Source organism: Terrabacter carboxydivorans, assembly GCF_039532035.1.
GTDB lineage: Bacteria > Actinomycetota > Actinomycetes > Actinomycetales > Dermatophilaceae > Terrabacter > Terrabacter carboxydivorans.
Map to the genome: position 1 here is coordinate 326,065 of NZ_BAAARE010000001.1, position 21,471 is coordinate 347,535.

Consider the following 21,471-nt stretch of genomic DNA (forward strand, 5'->3'; position numbering starts at 1 on the left):
CCGCTGACTGCCGAGCTCAGCTGGCGTGGCGGGTCCGTTTCAGCCAGTCCTTGCCGGCGATGATCTGTTCGGTGCGGTCGTTGAGTTCCGGCGGCGTACCTTCGTGGGGCGCGCGGTTGACCACCTCGTCGCGCAGGATCCGGTCCGCTTCGGCGTGGCGGCCTTCGGCGTCCGCGATGGCAGCGAGGTCGAGCCGCGGGATCTCCTCGTCGGGCGCGGCGAGTGCGGCGGTCTCCGCTGCGAGCCTGGCGCGGCGCAGGTCGCCCGCTCGCAGGCTCTGGGTGGTGACGAGATGGGCGACGTCGACGATGGCGCACAGCAGGTGCTGGTCGATGCGGTCGCCGTCGACGAGCCAGTACCACCGATCCTGTTTGAGGCAGCTGAACGGTTGGCCCTGTACGAGGCGCAGGGCGGCGCCGAGGTCTTCGATTCCCGCGGGCCCGCGGGCCTCTCCGCGGACTCGCAGGCGGCGGAAGAGGTCGGCGTCGACGAGGACGTCGACGACCTGGTAGACGCCGACGCCGCGGACCAGGGCGGCGGGTGCCTTCCGGGCGTCGGGGAGGTGCTTGTCGCCGGTGCGGGAGTTCACTCCGAGCCAGTCGCGCAAGATCCGGATGTAGTCGCGGGCCTTGGCTTGGGTGATGTTGAAGGTGTCGGCGAGCTCGGCTGGGGTGGCGCCGTGGGGGCGGGTGGCGAGGTAGGTGAGCATCTCGGTGAAGTAGTGCTTGCGCTTGGTCAGGGGCGTTCCCCGGGTCCGGGCGCTCACCGGCCCGAGCAGGGTCAGGCGTGGCAGCCGGCAGTCCTCGGACCACCACGCGGCCAGGTCAGCATCGAGCGTCGGGTCGCTGGCTAGGACGGCGTCGCTGACCTGGGTGGTGACCTTGGGTGCGAGTGCTTGGAGGTCCTCTCGGGTGGTCGCTCCGACTTGGAGGTAGTCCTCGTCGTCGAGGTCGAGGACGGTGGTGACGGGTTCGCCGAGGCCGTGCTCGTCGGCGGAGCGGTGCAGGGTGTGTTCGTCGCGCAGGGCGCCGGCCTCGTTGGTCCAGGACCGCCACCCTTCCCCGGCGTCGGTGGTGGGGATGGGGACGTCGTCGAGGTCCTCGCTCTGGGCGAGCAGGGCTGCGCAGCCTTGGGCTTCGTCCGGGGTGAGGCCGACTGCGACGAGGTCGAGCCCGACGGCCGGCAACCGGACCCGGCCGTCCGCCGTCACGCTGATCTCCATCGTTGGGCCTGTGCTGCCGGCGCCGCTGTCGGTGCGCTCGCCGCAGACTACGACGCTGGTGGCGGTGCGGCCGGCGTGTCCGTGGATGAGGTCGAGCAGCTGCGTCAGTGCGGGGGTGGACGCGGCGTGGGCGGCGGCGTCGAGGATGACCAGCCGTGCCGGCCAGGCGTCGGCGCCGGATTGAGCGGCCCGGGCGGTGGCCACGTCGTCGCCGAGGTCGTGGACCCGATCGATAGTCTGAATGCCTTCGGTGAGCACATCCGCGGCCGGGTCGCCGCCGGTGTGCACGCGGAGCCGGTCGGGGTTCATGGCGGCCACCTCGGTGCCGACCCCGACCATGTCGACCCGGACGCCGTGTGACCATGGGTTGCAGGCGATCTCTGCGAGCAGGTACCTGGCCAGGTCGCGGCTGAAGTCGGCGTCGCCGGTGATGCTGACGTCGAGGTCTTCGAGGTTGAGCAGCCAGGGGTCCCCGGTGTCGCTGGCTCCGATCGTCACGAGCAGGGGGTAGGGAGCGGGCTGGTCCGGCACGGCTGGCCCGACCTCGTCGAGCGCGGTTCCAGTCGGCAGCGTCCAGTGCAGCTGGTCGGGTGTGCCCTGCCAGGGCGCGGCGAGGGCGGCCGGGCCGGTCAGGTGCAGGCGGATCGTCGACTTGGTCAGCTCGACGGCCGCGAGCTGCGGCACGGCGCCACCGGCCCGGGTGTGCGCGGCGGTGAGGCGGCGCAGGATGTCGTCGAGGTGATCGACGGTCGGGGCGCTGGTGCCGCCGACAGCGGTGACGGTCTTCTCTACCGGCGCGAGGGCCGGTTCGGGTGTGGCGATCGTGCGGCCGGGGCGTCGTGCCCTGAACTGGGCTGCCCGACGTCTGCGCAGGCTAAGGAGCATCGACCCCGCGAGGAGCGCACCGGCGCCGGTGAGGCCGATCAGTGCCCAGGAGGCCGGTACTTCACCCTGCTCATCCACGGCCGGCAGATCCTCGACCGACGATGCGGCCCCCGCCGTCTGCGCGGATCGGGTTGTGCCTGTTGGGATCTCGGCTGTCCGAGGGGCTAGGGGTGTGGTCGGTGTCGCGCCCTCGGCTGCGGCCGTTGTTGAGCCGGCGGCGTCGGCCGCTTCTTGGGCAGTCGCAGGCGGTGGTGGATGGATGCCGTGCTCGGGCGCCGACCGGAGTGGCACGTGGCGCTCGGGTGATTGGGCTGGCTCGGCGGCCGCCGGTGAGATGGCCTGTTCGTGGGCTGCGGGGAGGGTCAGGGTCCAGCCGGGGCGGATGAGGTCCGGGTCGCGCAGCTGGTCGCCGTCGGCCTGGCGGGTGTTCGTGGAGGCGTCGAAGATCTCGGGGTAGCGCCTGGCATCGCCCAGCTGCTCCTGGGCGATCCCGGAGAGGGTGTCTCCCGGTTGCACGGTGACGGTTTGCTCTCGCGTGTTGTCCGCAGCCTCGTCGCTCTCGGACTCATGGGTCGCTGATCCGTCTGCGCGGGGCATGGTGAGGGCCCATCCCGGCCGGATGAGGTCCGGGTCTGTCAGGTGTGCGCCCCGGGGCTGGCGGGTGTCCTTGGAGGCCTCGAGGATCTCCGGGTACCGGGCCGCGGCCCCCAGCTGCTCCTGTGCGATCTGGGAGAGCGTGTCTCCCGACTCGACCGTGACGGTGTGTGTGGTGTCTGCGGTGGTCTCCCGGGGAATGACGAGCACGGTGCCTGGCGTGAGGAAGCCGGGTTTGTCGCCGAGCACGTCGGTGTTGAGGGCTGCGATCTCGGTGAAGCGCGTGCCGGAGCCGCGGCGCTGTTCGGCGATCGACCACAGCGACTCGCCCCGCTTGACGGTGTGCGTCGCCGTGTGCGGCGCGCTCTCTCGCCGGGTTGCCGGGGCGTCGCTCGCAGTTGTGCCGACGCCAACGGTGGCGTGGGAGGGGCGTCCTTCCTGGGGTCTGCCGTTGCTGCCCACTTGGGCCTCGCCGGGGACCTGCACTGCGGCAGCGACGACCGTCGGCGGTCTCGGGGTGGCGGCCGCCTTGACCGGCTGGGCGCCGACGGGCGCGGTGATGAAGAGCAGCAGCGCGGCGCTGACCAGATTCCGTGCGGCCACCTGCGGCAGCGCCAGCCCCGGCAGCCGCGGAGCGCGCACCCCGCGCAGCCGCGAGATCCCCTCGAGGACAATGGATCCCGTCAGGAAGAGCCAGACAGCCCAGCCGATGATCGTGAGCACGCCCAGCACGAGGGACCCGTCGTCCGGGCTGGTCAGCGCCGCCCACAACCGGCTCATCGAGGTCACGGAGGGAATCGTGTCCGGGATGAGGTCGGCTCCCACGCTCAGCAACGCGGCGGGAAGGCCGAGCAGGATCGCGGTCAGCCCGCCCGCCGCGGCAAGGCCGATCAGACGCGCCCGCAGCCGGGCGCCCCGCTCAGCCCCAAAGGTCATTGCTCGACCCCGTCGACGGAGCGGGTGGTGCGGGAGTCGGCTGCCCCGTGGACGGTGAACGAGCTCAGCCCGATGATGCCGAGGAACGTGCACTCGTAGGTCGCCGTGGTGGTGACGTGCACGGTCTGACCGTCCACGACGGACGCGGTCCCGGTCATGCCCGATCCGGCGAGGTAGGTCTGGGCGGCTCTTCGGGCGGCCGTCGGGTCGACGGTGACCCCGTCGCCGCGGACCGCTCCCGCCGCCTGCAGCTGCTGGCCGCCGGCGCGGGCAGCCTGGCGGGCGACGTCCTGCGCGCGCTGCTGGGCGCCGACCTTGCCTCCGAGGTCGACGGCGAGCCCGACGAGGATGATCATGACGAGGCCGCTGGCTGCCAGCCAGATGCTCACCGAGCCGCGGTCGCGGCGCGCAACGCCGATGGGGTAGCGGCGTTCACGGACTTCCCTGCGCTCAGGGCTTGGCGGCCGCGTCGTCGTGCTCGTCGTGCTCGTCGTGCTTGTCGTGCTGGTCGTCATGGTCATCACCGCTCCCGGTAGGTGTCGATGGCGGACCGCATCGTCGCGGTGACGGTCTTGCTGCCGGGGACGCCGGGCACGGACAGGTCGGCGAGGTTGACCTCGCAGGTCACGGTCGCGGTGACCTGGGCGGGGGTGCCGACGGGGGTGGCGAACCCGGTCGTGTCGACCGACACGGCCGTGCTGGCGCAGGTGAGCCCTTGGCTCGCCAGCGTGGAGCTGGCTGAGGAGGACGCGGCCCCTTCCGCCTCTGCCTGGGTTCGGGAGATCGACGCCGAGCGCGCAGCGCTGTTGGCGGCCGCCTCGACGGCCTGGTGCGCGATGGCCATCCGGCCCGCAAAGATGATGAGCCCGACAAAGAGCAGGAACGCGGGGACGCCGATCACAGTCTCGATGACAGCCGACCCACGTTCGGAACGCCTTCGAAGCCATCGGAAGCGGGCGCACCGGGAGTGTGGACGGCGGGTCATCGAGTGACCCGTTCCACGGGCACCGTCGCCGACTGCCGCACCAAGAGCGACCACCCCGGGATGACGCTCAGCGAGGTCCCGGAGACGGTCACCGTCGCGACCTCAGCGGTCCGGCTGCTACTGACGTGGGCGTCCTTGAGTACGTCGTCCCCACCGGCCGCAGCGACGAAGGAGGCCGCCGCGGCCGCCCCCGCTCCCCCGCCGCCGTCCTCTACCGAGGAGGCCCTGGCGCCCTCGTGCGCTGCGGCGATCGCGACCGACCTCGCGTGGTAGAACAACGCCGCCTGCATCCCGAGGAACATCACCGCGAAGAGCACCGGCAGCAGCAACACCATCTGGATCGAGGCCGACCCGCGCTCGGATGGCCCCGCCGCGGTGCGGCGGCGCTGTCTCGGCGCCCGGGTGCTGCTCATCGCCAGCCTGGGAATTCGGTGGCTGCTATCTGATGCTGCCGGCCTTGGAGGTCACGTAGTTCGTGATGGCGGCCACGACGATCCCGACGATGCCGATGATCGCGACCGCCCAGATCACCATCTCCATCGTGACCGCACCCCTGTCTGAGTCGCGGCCCGTGCCTCCGTCTGGGTTGGGGTCACGTCTGAGCCTGGACTCCAGCGTGGCCTCCGCCTTGTCCGTGAGGGTGGCGCCGAGGATGTGCAAGGTCGCTGCGAGGTAGTTCATGAGCCTCTCCTGTCGTCGTATATCTGCCGGGTGGTCCCGAGCTCTCCCGGGAGGGTCACTTGCGCTGTGTGATGCGGGTGGTGCGGGTCATGCGAATTCGACTGCGGTGCAGTGCCATTCGGGATCAGCTGTCGCCCATGACCCGCAGCAGCGCGGGGGCGACGAGGATGGCGAGGAAGATGACGCCGAGCAGGCTCATCGGGATGGACATGCGTTCGCCGACCTCGTTGGCCTTGGTCTTCTCGGCGCCGAGCATCGCGGCGCGCATCCCCGCGGACCGGGCGCGCAGGTTGGAGTAGATCTGCGCGCCCTCCTCACCGGAGAGGCGCATGATGTCGGCCAGGTCCTGCAGCTCGGGCAGGCCGAGCTCGTCGGCGAGGTTGCGCAGCGCGTCCCACGGGGTCAGGCCGGACCAGCGGGTCCGGGCCAGCTCCTCACCGAGGCGCCGGAACACCCAGGAGTCGCCGACGTCGGCGGCGGCCTCCATCGCCTGCCGCGGACCGGCTCCGCTGTTGCGTTCAAGGGCGACGAGGTCGATGTAGGCGCCGAGAGCGCGAGCGAACTCGGCCCGGGCCTTCTTCGCGTCGTCCCTGGCGTTGTAGTCGGGCAGGAAGAAGAAGACCACCGCGGCCCCTAGCGAAGCGATGACGGGGATGACGACCGGGACGGGCAGCCGCAGGAGGGTGAAGAAGGTCGCGAGCAGGGGCGGGGCCAGCAGCCCCAGCCCGGCGAACATGAGCTTCTCGCCGTAGAAGCGGCTCACCGGGATCCGCAGGATCGCCAGCTCCTTGACGGGGACGCTGCCCCACGCCCCGGCGGGCAGCGTCTTCATCCCCCACAGCCCGAGCCGTTCCCGCGCGTCCGACCCGACCCCACTGTCCGCGCCGGCCATGCCGAGGTCACCCTGCGACCGGGCGCTGCTGGGTGAGAGCCGCTTCAGGGCATCGCCCAGGTCCGGATCTGCCGGGGTGAGCCGCCATACGATCAGGGCGACGCCGAGCCCGACGAGGCCGCCCGCCAGGATCGCCAGCTGCAGTCCGGAGGGCATCAGCGAGCCGCCTCCTTCACGGCCGAGCCGATGAACCGGGGCAGGCGCTCCCCGATGGCCATCCGCTTCATCCAGATCAGGGTTGCCACGTAGAGGCTCAGCAGCACGACGAGGATGACCTGCCCGAACGGGGTGGCGTAGGGGGCGATGTAGTCCCCGGTCAAGGCGAGAACGGCGAGGACGCCGATGGTGATGATGGTGACCCAGCGTGCCGTCGAGCGCGGTTTGGCCCGGTCGGCCTCGATCTCGCGGCGGGCCCTCACGTCGGCCGCGACGGACTCGGCCAAGGATTCCAGGACGCTGGCGACGCCGGCGCCGCGGCGGCGGGCGCCGAGGACGAGGTTGGCGGCGACGAGGTCGCCGGTCGCGTCGTCTAGCTCGTCGGCGAAGGCCCGCAACGCCCGTTCGGTGCCCCACCGGGCCCGCAGCCGGGACGCCAGCCGGGTGACCTCGGGTCGGATCTCCTCCGGCGTGGAGCGCAGGGTAGAGATCAGTGCCTGCTCGAGCCCGACACCGGCGGTGAGGATGCCGGACAGGGAGCGGGTCCACTCCTCCATCGCCTCGAGGCGCTCGATCTTGCTCGCCGACTCCGGGGAGGACAGCAGGTAGGGCAGCCCGGCGAGTGTCGCTGGCACGAGGAGGATTGCGACGACCCACCCGGTCACTACTGCCGCCAGGACACCGATCGCGAGACCGGCCAGGATCAGCCGCTGGCTGCGCCGGCTCACCCCAGCGAACCGTGGCCAGCGTGACCCGGGCGACCGGGGCGACCCGGGCAGACGATGACCCCGTGGGGCGGCCGTCTCCACCGGCCGCGGGCACAGGCCAAGGACGAGCCCGAGCAGACCCGCGACGACGAGCGCCCCGGCCACGGCCGGGATCAGCGGCGTCATGACGCGGCCTCGTCCCGGTGCCCGTAGAAGTCGGTCAGGTCGAATCCCCACTGCTGCAGATCGAGGTAGTCGTCCGGCAGCACGTTCGGAGTCGCCACCCGCGAGCCGGGCGCGGTCGCGAAGACCTTCTGCACGGAATACCCCTTCTCCCGCTCGCCCGGGGCGACGGTGAGGACCTCGGAGACCCAGCGGGCGCGTTGCGCCGCCCCGTCGGCCAGCGGGCTGGTCTCCAGGTGCACGTGCACGACGAGGTTGATGCTCGCCGCGATCGCCCGCACGGCGTAGTCGTGGGTCACGTGCGGCCCGGCTTCCATCGCGCAGGTGACGAGCTTGTTGATGGCGCCCTCGGCGTTGACGGCGTGCGTCGTGCTGATCGACCCGGCGCCGGACTCCATCGCCTTGAGCATCGCGAGGATCTCGTCGCCGCGGACCTCGCCGACGATCTGGCGGGAGAGGTTGAACCGGAACGAGTCGAACAGCGCCTCGCTGAGGGTGAACTCGCCGGCCTGCCTGCCGTCCGCGCCTCGCTCGCCCGATCCAGGCCGGGCCTCCCACGCGAAGACGATCGGGTGGACCTCGGTCAGCTCGTGCAGGTGCAGCTCGTACTCGGTCTCGAAGGTGCCAATGATCTCGTGCCTCGGGATCTCAGCGCACAACGCGCGCACCAACGTCGTCTTGCCGGCGCCCTGCGCCCCCGACACGACGATGGACTTGCGGGCCCGGACCGCTGCCCGCAGGAAAGAGGCGGCCGTCTCCGACAGGTTGCCGCGCGCCACGAGATCCGCGAGAGTCACTTGCCGCAGCCGGTGCCGGCGGATCACCATCGACGGGCGAGGCATCACCCACGCGACCGCGGCCAGCCGCGCGCCACCGTCGAGGCGCAGGTGCAGCTTCGGTTGCGACTCAGAGAACGGCCGTGCGTTCGCCTCCGACCTGCTCGCCAAGAACACGAGGAAGTCGATCAGCTCCTGGTCGCTGTTCGCGACCGCCGGACCGGGCACCATCCGCCCGTCTGTCAGCTCGAGGGTCACCCGGTCACACCCGGTGACGATGATGTTCTCCACTCGGTCGTCATCCACCAGCGGCTGCAATCTCCCCAGGCCGAAGAGCGCGTCGTCGAGCGCCTGAGCCATCTCGTCCTGCTCGGCCCCGCTCCATTGCGCCTGCCCCGCCTCGACCCGGGCCACCGACTCGTCGTTGAGCAGGTCCAGGATGATCGCGCGGCCCCGCTCCCGCTGAACCGCCGCAGCGAGGTGCGCTCTCTCCTCTCCCAAAGCGGCACTGAGCCGGTCGGAGGCCTGCTGCCGCAGCGCCGCGACCAGCTCCCAGTCCAGCCCGCTCCCGTATGCCGCCCGCGCCGGACGCGGCTCCGCCGCCGTCCGCTGCTGCGTGGCGGTCATAGCGTCACGCACATCGTCGCGCTCGGGGGCGCGCTCAGGCGTGGGCCGCATCGAGAAGGTGCCGCGCACCCGACCCGGCCGCGACGACACCGCTGGTGGCGTGGCCGTCGGCGCTGTCGGCGCCGTCGGCCGAGGGGGCGCTGCCTGTGTCGCGAAGAGCGGCAGCGATGTCGGATCGGTGGGGTCCGCTGGATCGCTGTGGTCCGCCCAGCGTGCGGGGCTCGGGAAACCGTCGCGCCCTTTCATGGCCTTGCCGCCATCGGGACCGGGGCAGGACCGCCTGCGAGCTCGTCACGATGGGCCGCGATCCTCGAGTCGATCGCATCCCGGGCGGCGGAGAGGCTCCGCACAAGGGGTGACGTGTCAAACTTCCGCGGGGTCCGGGCGCCTCTGCCGAACACCTGTGCAGCCACGGAATCCTGTGCGAGAGAGGCGACCACGGGGATCCCCAGCACCTTGCGCACCTCTCGGGCGGTGTACGGGTCGCCCTCCCCCACCATCAACAACCCCAGCGACGCGAGGCCGCCGACCCGCTCGAACCCGGCCCGCAGCGCTTGCGCCCAGGACCGGGCCCCGGACAGTGACACCAGGTCCGAGCGCACCGTCAGCAGGCACAGGTCAGCGACGTACAACAACGGCTCCGGGAACCCCGTGAGGCCCAGCCGGCCGGCGTCGACGATCACGTCCTGCCCCGTCCGTTCCAACCCCTTCAAAGCGGCCGAGAGAGGCTCCCACAGCGGCACGAGGCTCGGCGCCTGCGTGTGCGAGCGGGTCCCCGGCAACACCGATGCCGAGGACCCCTCGATCCGCACTGCAGTGCCCGCGATCGCCTGCTCCAGCTGGCCGTGCCGGTGGGCCAGCGCCAGGTCGATCAGCGAGGCCGTCGGCGCCGTCAGGCCACGCAGGTAGCCAGCGAGGACGGACGACCCGCCCGTCGGGTCTGCCTCGACGAGCAGCACCGGCCGAGGCCAAGTCAGGGCGAGGCCGACCGACGAGGTGGTCACCCCTGGCGACCCGGAGGCGGACGTGAGCACGATCAGCGCCATCAGGTCACCGTTCCCGGCTGTCGAGCACCAGAACGACCCTGCCGGTTGCCGCACGGGCGGCGAGCTCAGCGGCCTCGTCCTTCGGGAGTTGAACGGACACGACCGTCTTGTCCTGATCCGCGCCGGGGTGCAGGCCCACTACGGTCGCCGTGACCTCTACTGGTGGCCCATCGGTGACCTCGCCCTGCGCGCCGGGCGTACCGACGATGCGTACGTTATCGCCGGCCTGCAGCGGCTCTCCCGGCATGAGCGAGGGCGGCAACGCGACCCCCACAACTGACTGGCCGGCCGGGGGGATGACCGACCTCGTCACCGACTCGGCCGTCACGAGGCTCCCTGCTGCCATGTCCATCGCGGCGCGCTGGCCCACCAGCTCCGTCAGGCTATTCCCGGCGACGGTCCGCAGGCCGGGGTCGACACCGACCTGGACGGTCATCAGGTCTGCTTGGTCGATGGTCTCGCCCCGGGCGATGGTCGCGCGGACCGCGACGACCTCATGGGTGTTGCTCGTCGAGGTCCACGCCCACACCCCCAGAAGCGCACCGAGGCAGACGGCGGCGACGGAGGTGACCACGAGGATCGGGCGTCGCCGCAGCTTCGGGGCGGGAGCAACCTCGCCGGAGCTGAGCGGAGCTGGCCGGGCTCGCCCGTTCCGCCGGCCCGCGTCGGTGCTGTCCGTATGCCCTGTTGTCACGGTCATCCGCGTTCCCCTGTCGACCTGTTACTGGTTGATGACTTGGCTCTCGCCCATGGTGATGTTTGTCGTCCGGGCCAGGTCCAGCGGGATGACGCCGCTCTCCCCGACCCCGGCCCAGGTCACGCTCCAGTAGCTCGTCGCCGTGACGGCATACAAGCCCTGGCGCGTGTAGGTGTGCCCGCAGTCCGGGCTGGACTGCCTGCCAAAGGAGTCCGCGTACGGGGTGCCCTTCGTGAAGCACACGACCTGGGTGCCGTCTCCCATGTCCCACACGACCTTCTTGACCTCGGCCGTCGCCCGGACCGTGAAGCCGCCCGCTGACGCGGTCCGGGTGATCGGGCCCCACGTGTTATCCGCCGGTCCGTCGACCCACATCCAGGTCGGTAGCCCGATGATGCCGATGCTTCCGGGCCGCGGCTCCGGGACGATCCCGATGTTCACCGCCTTCAACCGCATAGCGTTCATGGCCTGCCGGGCCAGAACCCTCGGATCAGGTGGCGGAGGTGCCGCTGGCGCAGCCGCCCAGAACAGCAGCACGCGGTCACCGTTGAAGTCGTTGCCGGCGATGAGGCACTTGTAGATCGCACCTGTGTCGTGGCCGGACCAGATGGGATCGCCCTTCGGGGGTGACGGAACGAGCGCACTTGTGACGCGGCACGTCACGCCTTCGAACTGCATCACGTTCGACCCCTCCCAACCCGAACCGTCGCCGCCGCCCAAACCGGGGGCGGTGCCGCGGCCGGGGCTGCCGCCTCTGGAACCTCCGCCTGGGGTGCCGCCGCTGGCCGCCCAAATGATGCAGTTGCCCATGTCGCCGTACTTCTCGCACGTGGGACTGTCCGCCCTGGCGGTCATTGTTGCGCCGAAGGTCCCGACGGCAAGAGTCGCTACGAGGATCGCGGCGCATCTGGCTAGCACGAGTCCGCCTTGGGTTGGACGTACTCCACTCGCCACCCATCAGGACTTGGGTATTCGCGGTTAACCACACCGACCAGTCGAAGACCGGTCGGCTTCCGACTGGCCGGCACGATCGACTTGCCCTTGCTGTCTACGACGTTGACGCCGGTGACGTCATAGCAGACCAGGAACGTCACAATCGGGACTGCCGGAGGCGTGGATTTGAGGTCCATAGTGAGATCGGTCTTTACATGCTGGACCGACTTGAGCTTGGTCTCCCCCGTCACACGGATCTTCTGTGCCTTGGCCGCGTTGAGAGCGTTCACGTTGTCGACCAGTGCTGTGCCACTCGAGGACCCCTCGAAGAACGAGGGGTTGGTCTTGGCCGGCTCATACAGGCCGCGCGCCGCGTCCCTGTAGTACCTCGCTACCATCCCCCGGGCCTCCTCTTGTGCCACCTGCTCGGGACTCGTCGTCGCGGTCGTCGGTGGGCTCGAGGTTGAAACCGAGACGCTCGATATCGAGGACGATGAAGGCGTCGACGGAGTGGACGCACCCGTGCACGCCGCCAGGGCAACCAGAGCGATGGCGGCCGCGACGGCCGCGCCCGCTCGCCTGTCTGCTCGAGTCATATGTGTTCTCCCCGGTTTCAAGAGATAAAGCCCCTCAACTCGTCCCCGGCGATCAGCCACGGCGAAGTTGGTGGTTTGACGTTATGGCGGGATTTCATCCGCGAGGAGGTCTCATGGCCGGCTGTGGATAACCACCCCGTCGCCGTCACATTGCCTGTGGATTCGCCCGGTTTGCGCTGCCTCGCATCCATGGCACCACAACTCCCGCCATCGCGCAGGTCGAGAATCCGGGGGATCGCGAGCGACTGCGAGCGGCTCGCAGTGGGCAAGGCCGACCGCCCACGGGTCGAGGCGACCGGCGGGTCCCGTCGATCACCCGTCCAGGCGACAGGGTCTGGCTGATCGCCCGGGCTACCAGCTCGGGCGTTGGGGGCTGGGAGGTCACCATGAACCACAAGCACCGACGCGAGTTCGAGTCCCTGGCCGAAGCAGCCGAGCGAACAGGCCTGAGCACGAAGACGCTACGACGGCGTATCGCTAGCGGCGTGCTCGCCGCGTACCGCAGCGGGCCCCGCCTGCTTCGAGTCGACCCAGACGACGTCGACCAGATGATGGTTCGCATACCGACCGTGTCGCTAGGACCTGACAGCCTCCGGGCGGCACGCCCTTCCCGCTGAGGCGTCCGCACTCGCGACCGCATCGACACGGCCGGGCGCCTGAACCGCTGACCAGCCTCGCGCGGCCGCACCGAGCTCACGCCTTACATCCGGGTCGACGAGGCCAGCTCGGCTCAGTTGGCGCCTACACGTGGCTCGCGCCTCGGTCAGGACCGGATCCGCGACGCCCCTCGACCTCGGCGCTCCACACCCGCGGAGTCGAGCGCACGGCGGACGGCGGCCTGAGTCCATCCCGTGAGCTCCGCCAGCTCGTGGATCGACCGGCCCGCCGCATGCTCCTCGGCGCAGAACGCGAGCAGTCGCTCGCGCTGCTGCGCTGCCTGCTTGATCGTCGCGGTGCCGACGAACTCCGCAAGAACCGAGAGGGTCGGACGCCCGGGGTAGGGCATGGCACGACCCTACGGATTGCCACCGAACTCGTCGCGCCGAGTACGGCCTCCCCTCAAAGCGCCCGGGCCGACCCAATGCCAGCCTTGTCATTTTCGGTTCGTCGCATGCCCTTCCAGTGCGCCTCGAAGACATCCGCACGCGCGTCGACGCCGGACTCCCGGAAGCGTGGGGGATGTGCCTTTGCACGGCACAGCGCTCAGGACGCCGCCGAACGCCTCTCGGCGAGGGCAACCACTGCCTGTAGGCACGACTCAGCCGAGTCCTTGCCGATATGGCTGATTCAGGTCTCCGAGCGCATTCTGAAATAGTCCGGCTGGCGGGTCGTACTCACGGCGCAACGGTGCCCGACCACGTCCGGCCCCAGGGCTGATGCGCGAGCCCCTGGCGGGGTCGCGGTCGGCGGAATTCATTGAGGCTCCGCCTCCGAGGCTTCGATCTCTGCGTGAGAGTTTGTCGCGAGGACGGACAGCGCCGCCGCTATCTGCGCGTCGCGTCCTGCGGCGGCGTGTTGGTACCGAAGAGCTGCGCCGACCGACGAGTGCCCGAGGCGCTGCTGGAGCTCGGCGAGGGTGGCACCCGTCATTGCCGCCAGCGTGGCTCCGGTGTGACGCAGATCGTGGACGCGAAGGTCGTCCCGCTGCGCGGCCACCTTTGCTTTGCGGAAGGCGTCATTGAAGACCGTCGGCTGCAGGTGGCTGCGCCCGTCCCGCGCAGGGAACAGCAGCGACTCCTTGCCTCGCCCGACGTATCCGTCAAGGTGCGCGCTGATTGCTGGCACCACGTGCGGCGGGATCGTCACGGTTCGCCGCCCAGCGGCGGACTTCGGCGCGCCAACGACCGGTCTTCCCTTGACCCAGGCGACGGAGCGGTCGACGCGCACTGTCGCTCTCGTGAGATCAACGTCCTTTCGGCGCAGCTCAAGAACCTCACCGATGCGCAAGGCACACCAAGAGCACAGGAGAGCGATTGCCCGCCTGTTCTCGGGGAGGGTCGCCACGATGGTGTCCAGCTCGGCCACAGTCGCCGGCCTGATCTCGCGAGCTCGCGGCGCACTGGAGGCGGATCTGATTCGGCACGGGTTGGCGGAGATCTCCTCGTCGGCCACGGCGGTGTTCAGTACGGCCTTGAGGAGCGCGTAGGCCCGGGCGTTCACCGTCGGGGTCGACTGGTTCAGACTCGCCCACCACACGCGCACCTGGCTCGGGGTGATCGACGCGAGCGGGCGGTCCCCGAACACAGGAAGCAGATAACGCTCGAGCAGGTGCTTATAGCCGTCCTTGGTCCGGGGCTTCAGAGGGCGATCCTCGAGCCAACGCCGCGCGTATGAGCTGAAGCTGGACGCAGTCCTCTTCTGCGTGCGCGACACCGGCGATTCCCACCGCCCGGAAGCGACCAGGTTCCTCTCGGCACCCAACCACGCCTCAGCGTCGCCCTTGGTCGCAAAGGTGGTCGGCGAGTTGTGGCGGGCCAGGTCGGGGCCGACATAGCTGGCCTGCCACCGCTTGGAGGGCAGCCGCCGAAGATGTCCGAAGCCTCGCTTGTTGGGCTTGTTCGCCACCCGCGACCCTCCCGATCGAGCCATCGCCGTGCGATTAGCGTGCGATTAGCGTGCGATTAGAGAGTACATCTGAGCGGTGTCGTGTCCGCTTGTGACTCTGGGACACAGCGCTCCACCGGGCCACATAAGTGCAGTTCAGAGCCTGTTTTCGCAGGTCACACGATGGAGCTGGCGAGGGGACTCGAACCCCTAACCGCCTGTTTACAAGACAGGTGCGCTACCAATTGCGCCACGCCAGCACGCCCGGAGCACGTGGGCAGCGGACGGGCGAAAGCGTAACCGAGCCCCACGGCATACGCCCAAACCGACGGCACCCGGAACGAGAGGACGGCCCCGCGCAACCCAGGGGTTGGTCGCGCGAGGCCGTCCGGCTCAGTTCTATCAGGAACTCACGGAAGACGCAGCGTCTGACCCACGAAGATGAGATTCGGGTTCGTGACGCGGGCCCCGTTGGCCTTCCAGAGGGCCTTCCAGCCGCCCGACACGTGGTAGCGCTGGGCGAGCTTGCCGAGGGTGTCACCGCTGTGCACGGTGATCGAGGCGCCCTTGGCGGTGTTGGTGGCGGCGGGCCGGGCCACGTAGGACTTCTTCTTGGAGACCGTCTTCTTGGCCACGGGCCGGGTCGCGGTCGTCTTCGTCGCGATGGGCGTCCGCGTGGTCGAGCGGGACACGGCCTGCGTCGCGGCGCCGCCGTTGGAGCGGGTCAGACCGGCACGCCTCGAGCAGACGGGCCAGGCGCCCGGCCCCTGGGAGGCGAGCACGCGCTGGGCGATCGCGATCTGCTCGCCCTTGGAAGCGAGGTCGGCGCGCGAGGCGTAGGCGCCGCCGCCGAAGGCACGCCACGTGCTCGAGCTGAACTGGAGGCCGCCGTAGTAGCCGTTGCCCGTGTTGATGGACCAGTTGCCGCCCGACTCGCACGCGGCGACCGAGTCCCAGACCGAGGCGGCCTTGGCCGACCCTGCTGTGGTGATGCCACCGACGATGGTGGCCGCTCCGGCGATTCCGACTCCCGCAAGGCGCTGCTTGACCGAGATCTTCTTGGTCGCAGCATGCTTGGACATGTAGTGCATGGGTGTTTCCTTCCTGACGCGCGCCTGCGGGGTTAGCTGTCGGGTTGGGGCGTCAGGTGCCCTGTCGCAGTTGCGACTTCACCCCCAGGCCAGATCTCGTCCTCATTGACACGCGCTGCGCACGTGCACTCACTGGCCACACTGGGTCCCCCGTCCTCGCCCGGCCCACGGGTGTGGGCTACATCCCTGGCTGGCGAGGCTCGGCGCGCTCAGGGAACGGATTCTTTGGGTGTCCATGTGAAGTTGTGGGGAGCGTTCGTGTGGAGCCGGACGCGACGAAGCGACCCGGGAGCCAGTGCTGCCACTCCCGTTCCGACCCGAGGGTCGGGTGCCGCCGAGCACTGACGGTACGTGAGGTCGGGGCGCGACACAAGGCAAGTCGAGACACTTCCGTGATCTTTTTCCCAGCCGACGGAAGGGCTGATGCGCTATCGCCACAGGACGCCCACAGAAGGCGCCGACCGGCCGCACAGGCCGCGCGCAGGACTGGCGCCTGAACGGCACCCTGAACGACCCTCTGTACACCCGGTCGGACGCGGGACCCGGGCTCAGCAGCCCGAACTGGTCATGCCGCGAACGGGTTGCCCGAGAAGGGGTTCCACGTGACGCTGGCGCCGTTCTGCAACGCGAGCAGGGCCGCCACGACGCCGAGGACGACGAGGAGCGCCCCGACGACCTGCGTCACGACACCGGCAGGCACCAGGCGCCGGGCGATCGAGCGGGAGCCACGCCGGAGCGACGCTCCCCCGGGCCCCCACCAGAGCATGAGCAGGCCGAGGACGCCACCGACCGCCAGCGTGAGCGGCCTGCCGGGGCCGAGGTCGCTCCCCTGGGTGCCGGCGAGCAGCAGCGCGCTCGCGAAGATCCCGGCGAGCGCCACGACCGCGGGCAGCAGCATCCCCACCGCCGTGGCGATGATGCCGACGACGAGGTGCCACGGGCTCGAGACGACGGCGAACGGCACGTCGCTGCGCCTCCGGCCGAAGTCGTAGCGCCGCAGCACGAGGGCCGTGACCGAGCGGTCCGTGGCACGCGCCAGCACCGACAGCGCCGCGAGCACGACGAGGGCGATGCCGGGCCAGGCCATGAGCGAGCCGACCCACGCGGCACCGGCCGCAGCCAGCAGCCCCGTGCGCATGGGCCGACCGATGCGGGGGTCACCCTCGCGCTGCGGGGGCTCGTCCTCGTCCCACTCATCCTCGGGCCAGTAGCCGTCGGAGGCGGGCTCGTCGTCCCAGTGGTCGTATGCCGTGGGGTCGGGTTCGGCCGCCCGCGGGCCGGTCGGGGGCGGAGCCCACCGCACGGCCGTGTCGGCCACGGGGTGCACGGCCGTGGCGGCAACGGGCGGGAGCACCGCGGTGCTGCCGCCCGGGACGACCTGGGTGTCGCCCGGGACCGCTCCGTGCCGGCCGTCGTCCCACGGTCCGCCGCTCGGCGTCGGCACCGTCGCGGCGTGACCGGCGGCGTAGAGCTCGAGCGCGGCGATGACCTCGTCGGCGTGCGGGCGCAGCCTCGGGTCCGGCGAGAGCGAGGCCCGCAGCAGGGGCACGAGGCGCGGGTCGACCCCGTCGAGGTCGACGTCGCCCGCGCGCACCCGCGTGAGGACGGCGTCCATGCGAGCCCGGCCGAACGGCGGGCGTCCCGACGCGGCATACGTGATCGTGGCGGCCCACCCCCACCAGTCGGTGGCGTCGGTGATGGCCGCGCCCTCGACGAGCTCGGGCGAGAGGTAGCCGGGCGTGCCCATGACGAGGCCGCCGACGGTGTGGCGCACGTCGTCCTGCAGGTGGGCGATGCCGAAGTCGATGAGCACGGGGTCGCCGTCCTCGAGCAGGACGTTGCCCGGCTTGATGTCGCGGTGCACGACCCCGCACGCGTGGATCGAGCGGATCGCCTCGGCGATGCCCCGCGCGAGCCGGAGCAGGTCGGCGGGCGCCAGCGGCCCCCGCTCCTCGACGACCTCGTCGAGCGCCGGACCGGGCACGTAGCGGGTCACGATGTAGGGGCGCGGAGCCATGACGTCGGCGTCGATGACGCTCGCGACGCGGGCGTCACGGATGCGCGAGAGGGTGTCGACCTCGCGGGAGAGCCGCTGGCGGGCGTCGGCGTCGTGCGCGACGTGGCTGCGCAGCACCTTGATGGCGACGGCGCGGCCGCGCGGGTCGAGGGCGAGGTGCACGACGCCCATGCCACCCTCACCGATCTCCTCGATGAGGCGGTACGAGCCGATCCGCTGCTGGCCGAGGCCGCCGGGACCACCGGGGCCGCCCGGTCCGCCGGGCCGACCGGAGACGGGCACGCCCCCGGTGCGCGCGCCGGACCGCGGGGCAGGCACCCGCTCGGTCCGGTCGTACGCAGTCATGCCCCTACGGTATGCGACGGGTGGGCCGGCACCCCAACGTCGGCGTCGCGCGCCGCGACATGTCCTGAGATGTGGTGGATCGTCGCGTGCGGGTCGCCTCGGCGGCTTCGCGACCGACGACCTCAGCTGCTGATGTAGTCGCGCAGCTGGTCACGCTCCGACTGCAGCTCGGACAGGCGGTGCTTGACGATGTCGCCGATGCTGACGATGGCCGCCAGCCTGCCGTCCGCGTCGACGATGGGCACGTGGCGCACCCGCAGCTCGGTCATCGTGCCGGCGAGATCGGCGATGTTGTCGTCGGCCGAGCCGGTCGTGACCTCGCTCGTCATGATCTGCGAGACGGGCGCGTCGAGCACGGTCGGCCCCGTGCCATGGAGGTGGCTCACGATGTCGCGCTCGCTGACGATCCCGTCGACGCTCGTGCCGTCGGTGCTGACGACGACGGCACCGATGCGGTGCTCGGTCAGCAGGTCCAGCAGGCTGGAGACGGTCTCGTCGGGCTTGATGGTGATGACCTCGCTGCCCTTGTTGCGCAGCACGTCGGAAACCTTCACGGCGACTCCTTCACCTCGGCGCGATGCCCTCCGGCGGTCCACACGCACCACCGCAGATGCCCTGACTCGACCCTAGAACGCGACAGCACCGGGCGCCACCGTTCGCTCGTTAGAGTGAGACCGATCGCGCCTGCGCCGCGCCCCACGCCCTCGGGACGGGTACGTCGTGGGCCGTCCCCCTCCCCTCGAGCAGCAGGAGTTGATCGCGTGCCGACGCCTCGGCCGACCTACGACCTCGTCATCGCGGCGAACCGACTGCCCGTCGACAAGGTGGTCACCGACGACGGTGAGGTCGAGTGGCGGCGCAGTCCCGGCGGGCTCGTGACGGCCATGGAGTCGGTCATGAGGTCCCAGCCCGGCGCCTGGGTCGGCTGGGCAGGCGACGCCGGCGAGGCGCCCGAGCCCTTCGACGAGGACGGCATCCACCTGCACCCGGTCCCGCTCTCTACCGAGGAGGTGCGCGACTACTACGAGGGCTTCTCCAACGACACGCTGTGGCCGATCTACCACGACGTCATCGTGCCGGCGACCTTCCACCGCGAGTGGTGGTCGAGCTACGAGACCGTCAACCGGCGCTTCGCCGAGGCAGTGGCCGAGGTCGCGGCCGAGGGCGCCACCGTCTGGGTGCAGGACTACCAGCTCCAGCTCGTGCCCACCCTGCTGCGCCGGCTGCGGCCCGATGTGCGCATCGGCTGGTTCAACCACATCCCCTTCCCGCCCGTCGAGCTGTTCGCGCAGCTGCCGTGGCGCGCCCAGCTGCTCGAGGGGCTGCTCGGCGCCGACTTCCTCGGCTTCCAGCGCCAGGCCGACGCCCGCAACTTCGTGCGCGCCTGCCGACAGCTGCTCGGCGCCCAGACGAAGCGCGACCGCGTCACCGTCGAGGGCTCGCGCCGCCAGGTGCGGGCCGCCGCCATCCCGATCTCCGTCGACTTCCGGGGACTCGAGGAGCTCGCCAGGCGACCCGACGTCATGGCCCGCGCTCGAGAGATCCGCGCCAGCCTCGGCGACCCCGAGGTCCTCATGCTCGGCGTCGACCGACTCGACTACACCAAGGGCATCCGGCACCGTCTCAAGGCCTACGAGGAGCTGCTGTCCGAGCGGCGCATCGGACCGCCGGAAGTCACCCTCGTGCAGGTGGCCACGCCCAGCCGCGAGCGCGTCGACGCCTACCGCATCCTGCGCGGCGAGATCGAGCAGACCGTCGGTCGCATCAACGGCGAGCTCGGCAAGATCGGCGCGCCGGCCGTGCACTACCTGCACCACTCCTACCCGCGCGAGGAGATGGCGGCCCTCTTCCAGGCCGCCGACGTCATGCTCGTCACGCCCCTGCGCGACGGCATGAACCTCGTCGCCAAGGAGTACGTCACCTGCCGACACGACCTCGGCGGGGCGCTCGTCCTCTCGGAGTTCACCGGCGCCTGGCACGAGCTGCACCAGGCCTTCGCCTGCAACCCGCACGACATCGAGGGGCTCAAGCAGACGATCCTGCGCGCCATCAACACCCCGGCCAAGGACAAGCAGCGCATCATGAAGGCCCTGCGCCGCCGCGTCTCCGACCACGACGTGCAGCGGTGGGCCGCCCGCTACCTCGCGGCCCTCGCCGCAGCCCCGGAACTGCCGCAGCCCGAGGCCCGCAACACGCCGACCCCGCACTCGGTGGAGACGCCGCTCATGCCGGGCCCCAGCGACTCCCGCAGCGGGTCGGACGGCGAGTCCTACGGCGAGTCCCAGGGTGCGGCACGCGGCGAAGCGACGGGGTCGCGGTCGTGAGTGCCGCCGTCGCTCCCCTCGACGAGGCCCTCGAACGCGCCGCCGAGGCCCCGGTCATCCTCGTGGCGACCGACTACGACGGCGTGCTCGCGCCGTTCGACGCCGACCCGATGAAGGCGACCCCGGTTGCCGGCGCCATCGACACGCTGCGCTCGCTGGCGAGCCTGCCGGGTGTGCACGTCGCCGTCGTCTCAGGCCGCGACCTGACGACGCTGCGCACGCTCACCGAGATCGGCGAGGACGAGCCGATCGTCCTCATCGGCAGCCACGGTGCCGAGTCGTCGAGCGCCGCCGTGCGCGAGGCGATGGAGGCCGCCGCCGTGACCCCCGACGACGAGGCCACCCTCGCCGAGCTGCGCTCCGACATCGAGGCGCTCGTCAAGGAGCACCACTCCGACGCCCACATCGAGCTGAAGTCCGCCGCCGTCGTCGTCCACGTGCGCGGCCTCCCCCGCGAGGTCGGCGACGCCGCGATCGCCGACGCGCGACGCGTCGCCCTCGACCACCCGGGCGTCAAGGTGCTCAAGGGCAAGTCGGTCCTGGAGCTCTCGGTCTCGCACGCCGACAAGGGCTCTGCCGTCACGGCCCTCGGCCGCCACGTCGACGCCGTCGCGCGCGTCTACCTCGGCGACGACGTCACCGACGAGGACGCCTTCACCCGTATGCGCCGGCCCGAGGACCTCACGGTCAAGGTCGGCACCGGCTCGACCGCGGCGCGCTACCGCGTCGACGACGAGCCCGCCGCCGCAGCCCTGCTCAGCCGGCTCGAGCAGCTCTGCTCGGCCACCCGCGACGCGAGCTGACCGGGCGGACGCGCCACCCGGCATACGGCGTCGGTGGCGCACGACCGGCCGAACCGGCCTGCCAGTCACGCCGGGGCTGAGTTCGCGCGCCCCCGCCGGCCGAACCGGGCCGCCAGTCACGCCCGGGCTGGGTTCGCGCGCACCCCACCGCCCCAGCCGGCCCGCCAGTCACGCCCGGGCTGGGTTCGCGCGCACCCCACCGCCCCAACCAGCCCGCCAGTCAAGCCCCGGCTGAGTTCGCGCGCACCCCACCGACCAGCGTGCCCGCCAGTCACGCCCGGGCTGAGTTCGCGCGCACCCCACCGCCCGAACCGGGCCGCCAGTCACGCCCGGGCTGAGTTCGCGCGCACCCACCGCCCCAACCAGCCCGCCAGTCACGCCCGGGCTGAGTTCGCGCGCACCCACCGCCCCAACCAGCCCGCCAGTCACGC

Annotated in this window: 20 protein-coding genes, 1 tRNA gene and 1 riboswitch; of the genes, 3 read left to right on the forward strand and 18 right to left on the reverse strand. The window is 71.0% G+C overall.

What is annotated here, in order from left to right:
• Window positions 1–16: 16 nt before the first annotated feature.
• The 12 genes from ABD297_RS01560 to ABD297_RS01615 form a co-directional block, all read right to left on the reverse strand.
• Entirely contained in the window at window positions 17–3,637 is a 3,621-nt protein-coding gene (locus ABD297_RS01560) for a LysM peptidoglycan-binding domain-containing protein (protein ID WP_344252357.1), read from the reverse strand.
• On the reverse strand, window positions 3,634–4,152 hold the full coding sequence (locus ABD297_RS01565) for a TadE/TadG family type IV pilus assembly protein (RefSeq protein WP_344252358.1): 519 nt from the start codon (window positions 4,150–4,152) through the stop codon (window positions 3,634–3,636). Before ABD297_RS01565 ends, ABD297_RS01560 begins: the two co-directional genes overlap by 4 nt.
• A gap of 5 nt (window positions 4,153–4,157) precedes the next feature.
• Complete coding sequence (locus ABD297_RS01570; protein WP_344252359.1) at window positions 4,158–4,622, reverse strand: TadE/TadG family type IV pilus assembly protein; 465 nt, start codon at window positions 4,620–4,622, stop codon at window positions 4,158–4,160.
• Window positions 4,619–5,035 (reverse strand): TadE family protein, encoded by a 417-nt coding sequence (locus ABD297_RS01575; protein WP_344252360.1) that lies wholly within the window; start codon window positions 5,033–5,035, stop codon window positions 4,619–4,621. Before ABD297_RS01575 ends, ABD297_RS01570 begins: the two co-directional genes overlap by 4 nt.
• 25 nt (window positions 5,036–5,060) lie before the next feature.
• Window positions 5,061–5,303 (reverse strand): hypothetical protein, encoded by a 243-nt coding sequence (locus ABD297_RS01580; protein WP_344252361.1) that lies wholly within the window; start codon window positions 5,301–5,303, stop codon window positions 5,061–5,063.
• A gap of 124 nt (window positions 5,304–5,427) precedes the next feature.
• Entirely contained in the window at window positions 5,428–6,351 is a 924-nt protein-coding gene (locus ABD297_RS01585) for a type II secretion system F family protein (protein WP_344252362.1), read from the reverse strand.
• Window positions 6,351–7,079 (reverse strand): type II secretion system F family protein, encoded by a 729-nt coding sequence (locus ABD297_RS01590; protein WP_344252363.1) that lies wholly within the window; start codon window positions 7,077–7,079, stop codon window positions 6,351–6,353. Before ABD297_RS01590 ends, ABD297_RS01585 begins: the two co-directional genes overlap by 1 nt.
• 161 nt (window positions 7,080–7,240) lie before the next feature.
• Complete coding sequence (locus tag ABD297_RS01595) at window positions 7,241–8,644, reverse strand: TadA family conjugal transfer-associated ATPase (protein ID WP_344252364.1); 1,404 nt, start codon at window positions 8,642–8,644, stop codon at window positions 7,241–7,243.
• Between the two features lie 242 nt (window positions 8,645–8,886).
• Complete coding sequence (locus ABD297_RS01600; protein ID WP_344252365.1) at window positions 8,887–9,690, reverse strand: hypothetical protein; 804 nt, start codon at window positions 9,688–9,690, stop codon at window positions 8,887–8,889.
• Window positions 9,691–9,694: 4 nt separating this feature from the next.
• A complete protein-coding gene (locus tag ABD297_RS01605; RefSeq protein ID WP_344252366.1) occupies window positions 9,695–10,390 on the reverse strand; it encodes an SAF domain-containing protein in 696 nt (231 codons plus the stop codon).
• Between the two features lie 21 nt (window positions 10,391–10,411).
• On the reverse strand, window positions 10,412–11,197 hold the full coding sequence (locus tag ABD297_RS01610; RefSeq protein ID WP_344252367.1) for a hypothetical protein: 786 nt from the start codon (window positions 11,195–11,197) through the stop codon (window positions 10,412–10,414).
• 101 nt (window positions 11,198–11,298) lie between these two features.
• The gene (locus tag ABD297_RS01615) at window positions 11,299–11,742 is read right to left on the reverse strand and encodes a hypothetical protein (protein WP_344252368.1); all 444 of its coding nucleotides are present in this window, start codon (window positions 11,740–11,742) and stop codon (window positions 11,299–11,301) included.
• Window positions 11,743–12,302: 560 nt separating this feature from the next.
• Here ABD297_RS01615 and ABD297_RS01620 point away from each other — a divergent pair.
• Window positions 12,303–12,533, forward strand: a complete 231-nt coding sequence (locus ABD297_RS01620; RefSeq protein ID WP_344252369.1) for an excisionase family DNA-binding protein — start codon at window positions 12,303–12,305, stop codon at window positions 12,531–12,533.
• 146 nt (window positions 12,534–12,679) lie between these two features.
• Here ABD297_RS01620 and ABD297_RS01625 read toward each other — a convergent pair whose 3' ends face one another.
• The 6 genes from ABD297_RS01625 to ABD297_RS01650 all read right to left on the reverse strand — a co-directional run bounded on the left by ABD297_RS01625 (window position 12,680) and on the right by ABD297_RS01650 (window position 18,467).
• Window positions 12,680–12,922, reverse strand: coding sequence for a helix-turn-helix domain-containing protein (locus ABD297_RS01625; RefSeq protein ID WP_344252371.1), 243 nt, complete (start codon window positions 12,920–12,922; stop codon window positions 12,680–12,682).
• Window positions 12,923–13,329: 407 nt separating this feature from the next.
• A complete protein-coding gene (locus ABD297_RS01630) occupies window positions 13,330–14,481 on the reverse strand; it encodes a tyrosine-type recombinase/integrase (RefSeq protein ID WP_344252372.1) in 1,152 nt (383 codons plus the stop codon).
• Between the two features lie 163 nt (window positions 14,482–14,644).
• Window positions 14,645–14,720: transfer RNA gene (locus ABD297_RS01635), tRNA-Thr, on the reverse strand.
• A gap of 150 nt (window positions 14,721–14,870) precedes the next feature.
• Window positions 14,871–15,551 carry a transglycosylase family protein gene (locus ABD297_RS01640; RefSeq protein ID WP_344252373.1) on the reverse strand — a complete coding sequence of 227 codons (681 nt, stop codon included), beginning with the start codon at window positions 15,549–15,551 and terminating at the stop codon, window positions 14,871–14,873.
• 5 nt (window positions 15,552–15,556) lie between these two features.
• Window positions 15,557–15,741: riboswitch (cyclic di-AMP (ydaO/yuaA leader) on the reverse strand.
• 375 nt (window positions 15,742–16,116) lie between these two features.
• Complete coding sequence (locus ABD297_RS01645; protein WP_344252374.1) at window positions 16,117–17,913, reverse strand: serine/threonine-protein kinase; 1,797 nt, start codon at window positions 17,911–17,913, stop codon at window positions 16,117–16,119.
• A 122-nt stretch (window positions 17,914–18,035) separates the two neighbouring features.
• Window positions 18,036–18,467 carry a CBS domain-containing protein gene (locus ABD297_RS01650; protein ID WP_344252375.1) on the reverse strand — a complete coding sequence of 144 codons (432 nt, stop codon included), beginning with the start codon at window positions 18,465–18,467 and terminating at the stop codon, window positions 18,036–18,038.
• A 207-nt stretch (window positions 18,468–18,674) separates the two neighbouring features.
• Between ABD297_RS01650 and ABD297_RS01655 the strand changes: the two genes are divergently transcribed.
• Both ABD297_RS01655 and otsB read left to right on the forward strand, forming a co-directional pair.
• Window positions 18,675–20,237, forward strand: a complete 1,563-nt coding sequence (locus tag ABD297_RS01655; RefSeq protein ID WP_344252376.1) for an alpha,alpha-trehalose-phosphate synthase (UDP-forming) — start codon at window positions 18,675–18,677, stop codon at window positions 20,235–20,237.
• Window positions 20,234–21,040 (forward strand): trehalose-phosphatase, encoded by an 807-nt coding sequence (gene otsB / locus ABD297_RS01660; RefSeq protein WP_344252377.1) that lies wholly within the window; start codon window positions 20,234–20,236, stop codon window positions 21,038–21,040. The genes ABD297_RS01655 and otsB overlap by 4 nt, the downstream gene beginning before the upstream one ends.
• Window positions 21,041–21,471: the final 431 nt, after the last annotated feature.

Excerpts from the sequence above, each read along its gene's own strand:
- ABD297_RS01560 (WP_344252357.1), bottom strand. The coding sequence starts at position 3,637 with ATGACCTTTGGGGCTGAGCGGGGCGCCCGGCTGCGGGCGCGTCTGATC.
- ABD297_RS01565 (WP_344252358.1), bottom strand. The coding sequence starts at position 4,152 with ATGACGACCAGCACGACAAGCACGACGAGCACGACGAGCACGACGACG.
- ABD297_RS01570 (WP_344252359.1), bottom strand. The coding sequence starts at position 4,622 with ATGACCCGCCGTCCACACTCCCGGTGCGCCCGCTTCCGATGGCTTCGA.
- ABD297_RS01575 (WP_344252360.1), bottom strand. The coding sequence starts at position 5,035 with ATGAGCAGCACCCGGGCGCCGAGACAGCGCCGCCGCACCGCGGCGGGG.
- ABD297_RS01580 (WP_344252361.1), bottom strand. The coding sequence starts at position 5,303 with ATGAACTACCTCGCAGCGACCTTGCACATCCTCGGCGCCACCCTCACG.
- ABD297_RS01585 (WP_344252362.1), bottom strand. The coding sequence starts at position 6,351 with ATGCCCTCCGGACTGCAGCTGGCGATCCTGGCGGGCGGCCTCGTCGGG.
- ABD297_RS01595 (WP_344252364.1), bottom strand. The coding sequence starts at position 8,644 with ATGACCGCCACGCAGCAGCGGACGGCGGCGGAGCCGCGTCCGGCGCGG.
- ABD297_RS01600 (WP_344252365.1), bottom strand. The coding sequence starts at position 9,690 with ATGGCGCTGATCGTGCTCACGTCCGCCTCCGGGTCGCCAGGGGTGACC.
- ABD297_RS01605 (WP_344252366.1), bottom strand. The coding sequence starts at position 10,390 with ATGACCGTGACAACAGGGCATACGGACAGCACCGACGCGGGCCGGCGG.
- ABD297_RS01610 (WP_344252367.1), bottom strand. The coding sequence starts at position 11,197 with ATGGGCAACTGCATCATTTGGGCGGCCAGCGGCGGCACCCCAGGCGGA.
- ABD297_RS01620 (WP_344252369.1), top strand. The coding sequence starts at position 12,303 with ATGAACCACAAGCACCGACGCGAGTTCGAGTCCCTGGCCGAAGCAGCC.
- ABD297_RS01625 (WP_344252371.1), bottom strand. The coding sequence starts at position 12,922 with ATGCCCTACCCCGGGCGTCCGACCCTCTCGGTTCTTGCGGAGTTCGTC.
- ABD297_RS01640 (WP_344252373.1), bottom strand. The coding sequence starts at position 15,551 with ATGCACTACATGTCCAAGCATGCTGCGACCAAGAAGATCTCGGTCAAG.
- ABD297_RS01645 (WP_344252374.1), bottom strand. The coding sequence starts at position 17,913 with ATGACTGCGTACGACCGGACCGAGCGGGTGCCTGCCCCGCGGTCCGGC.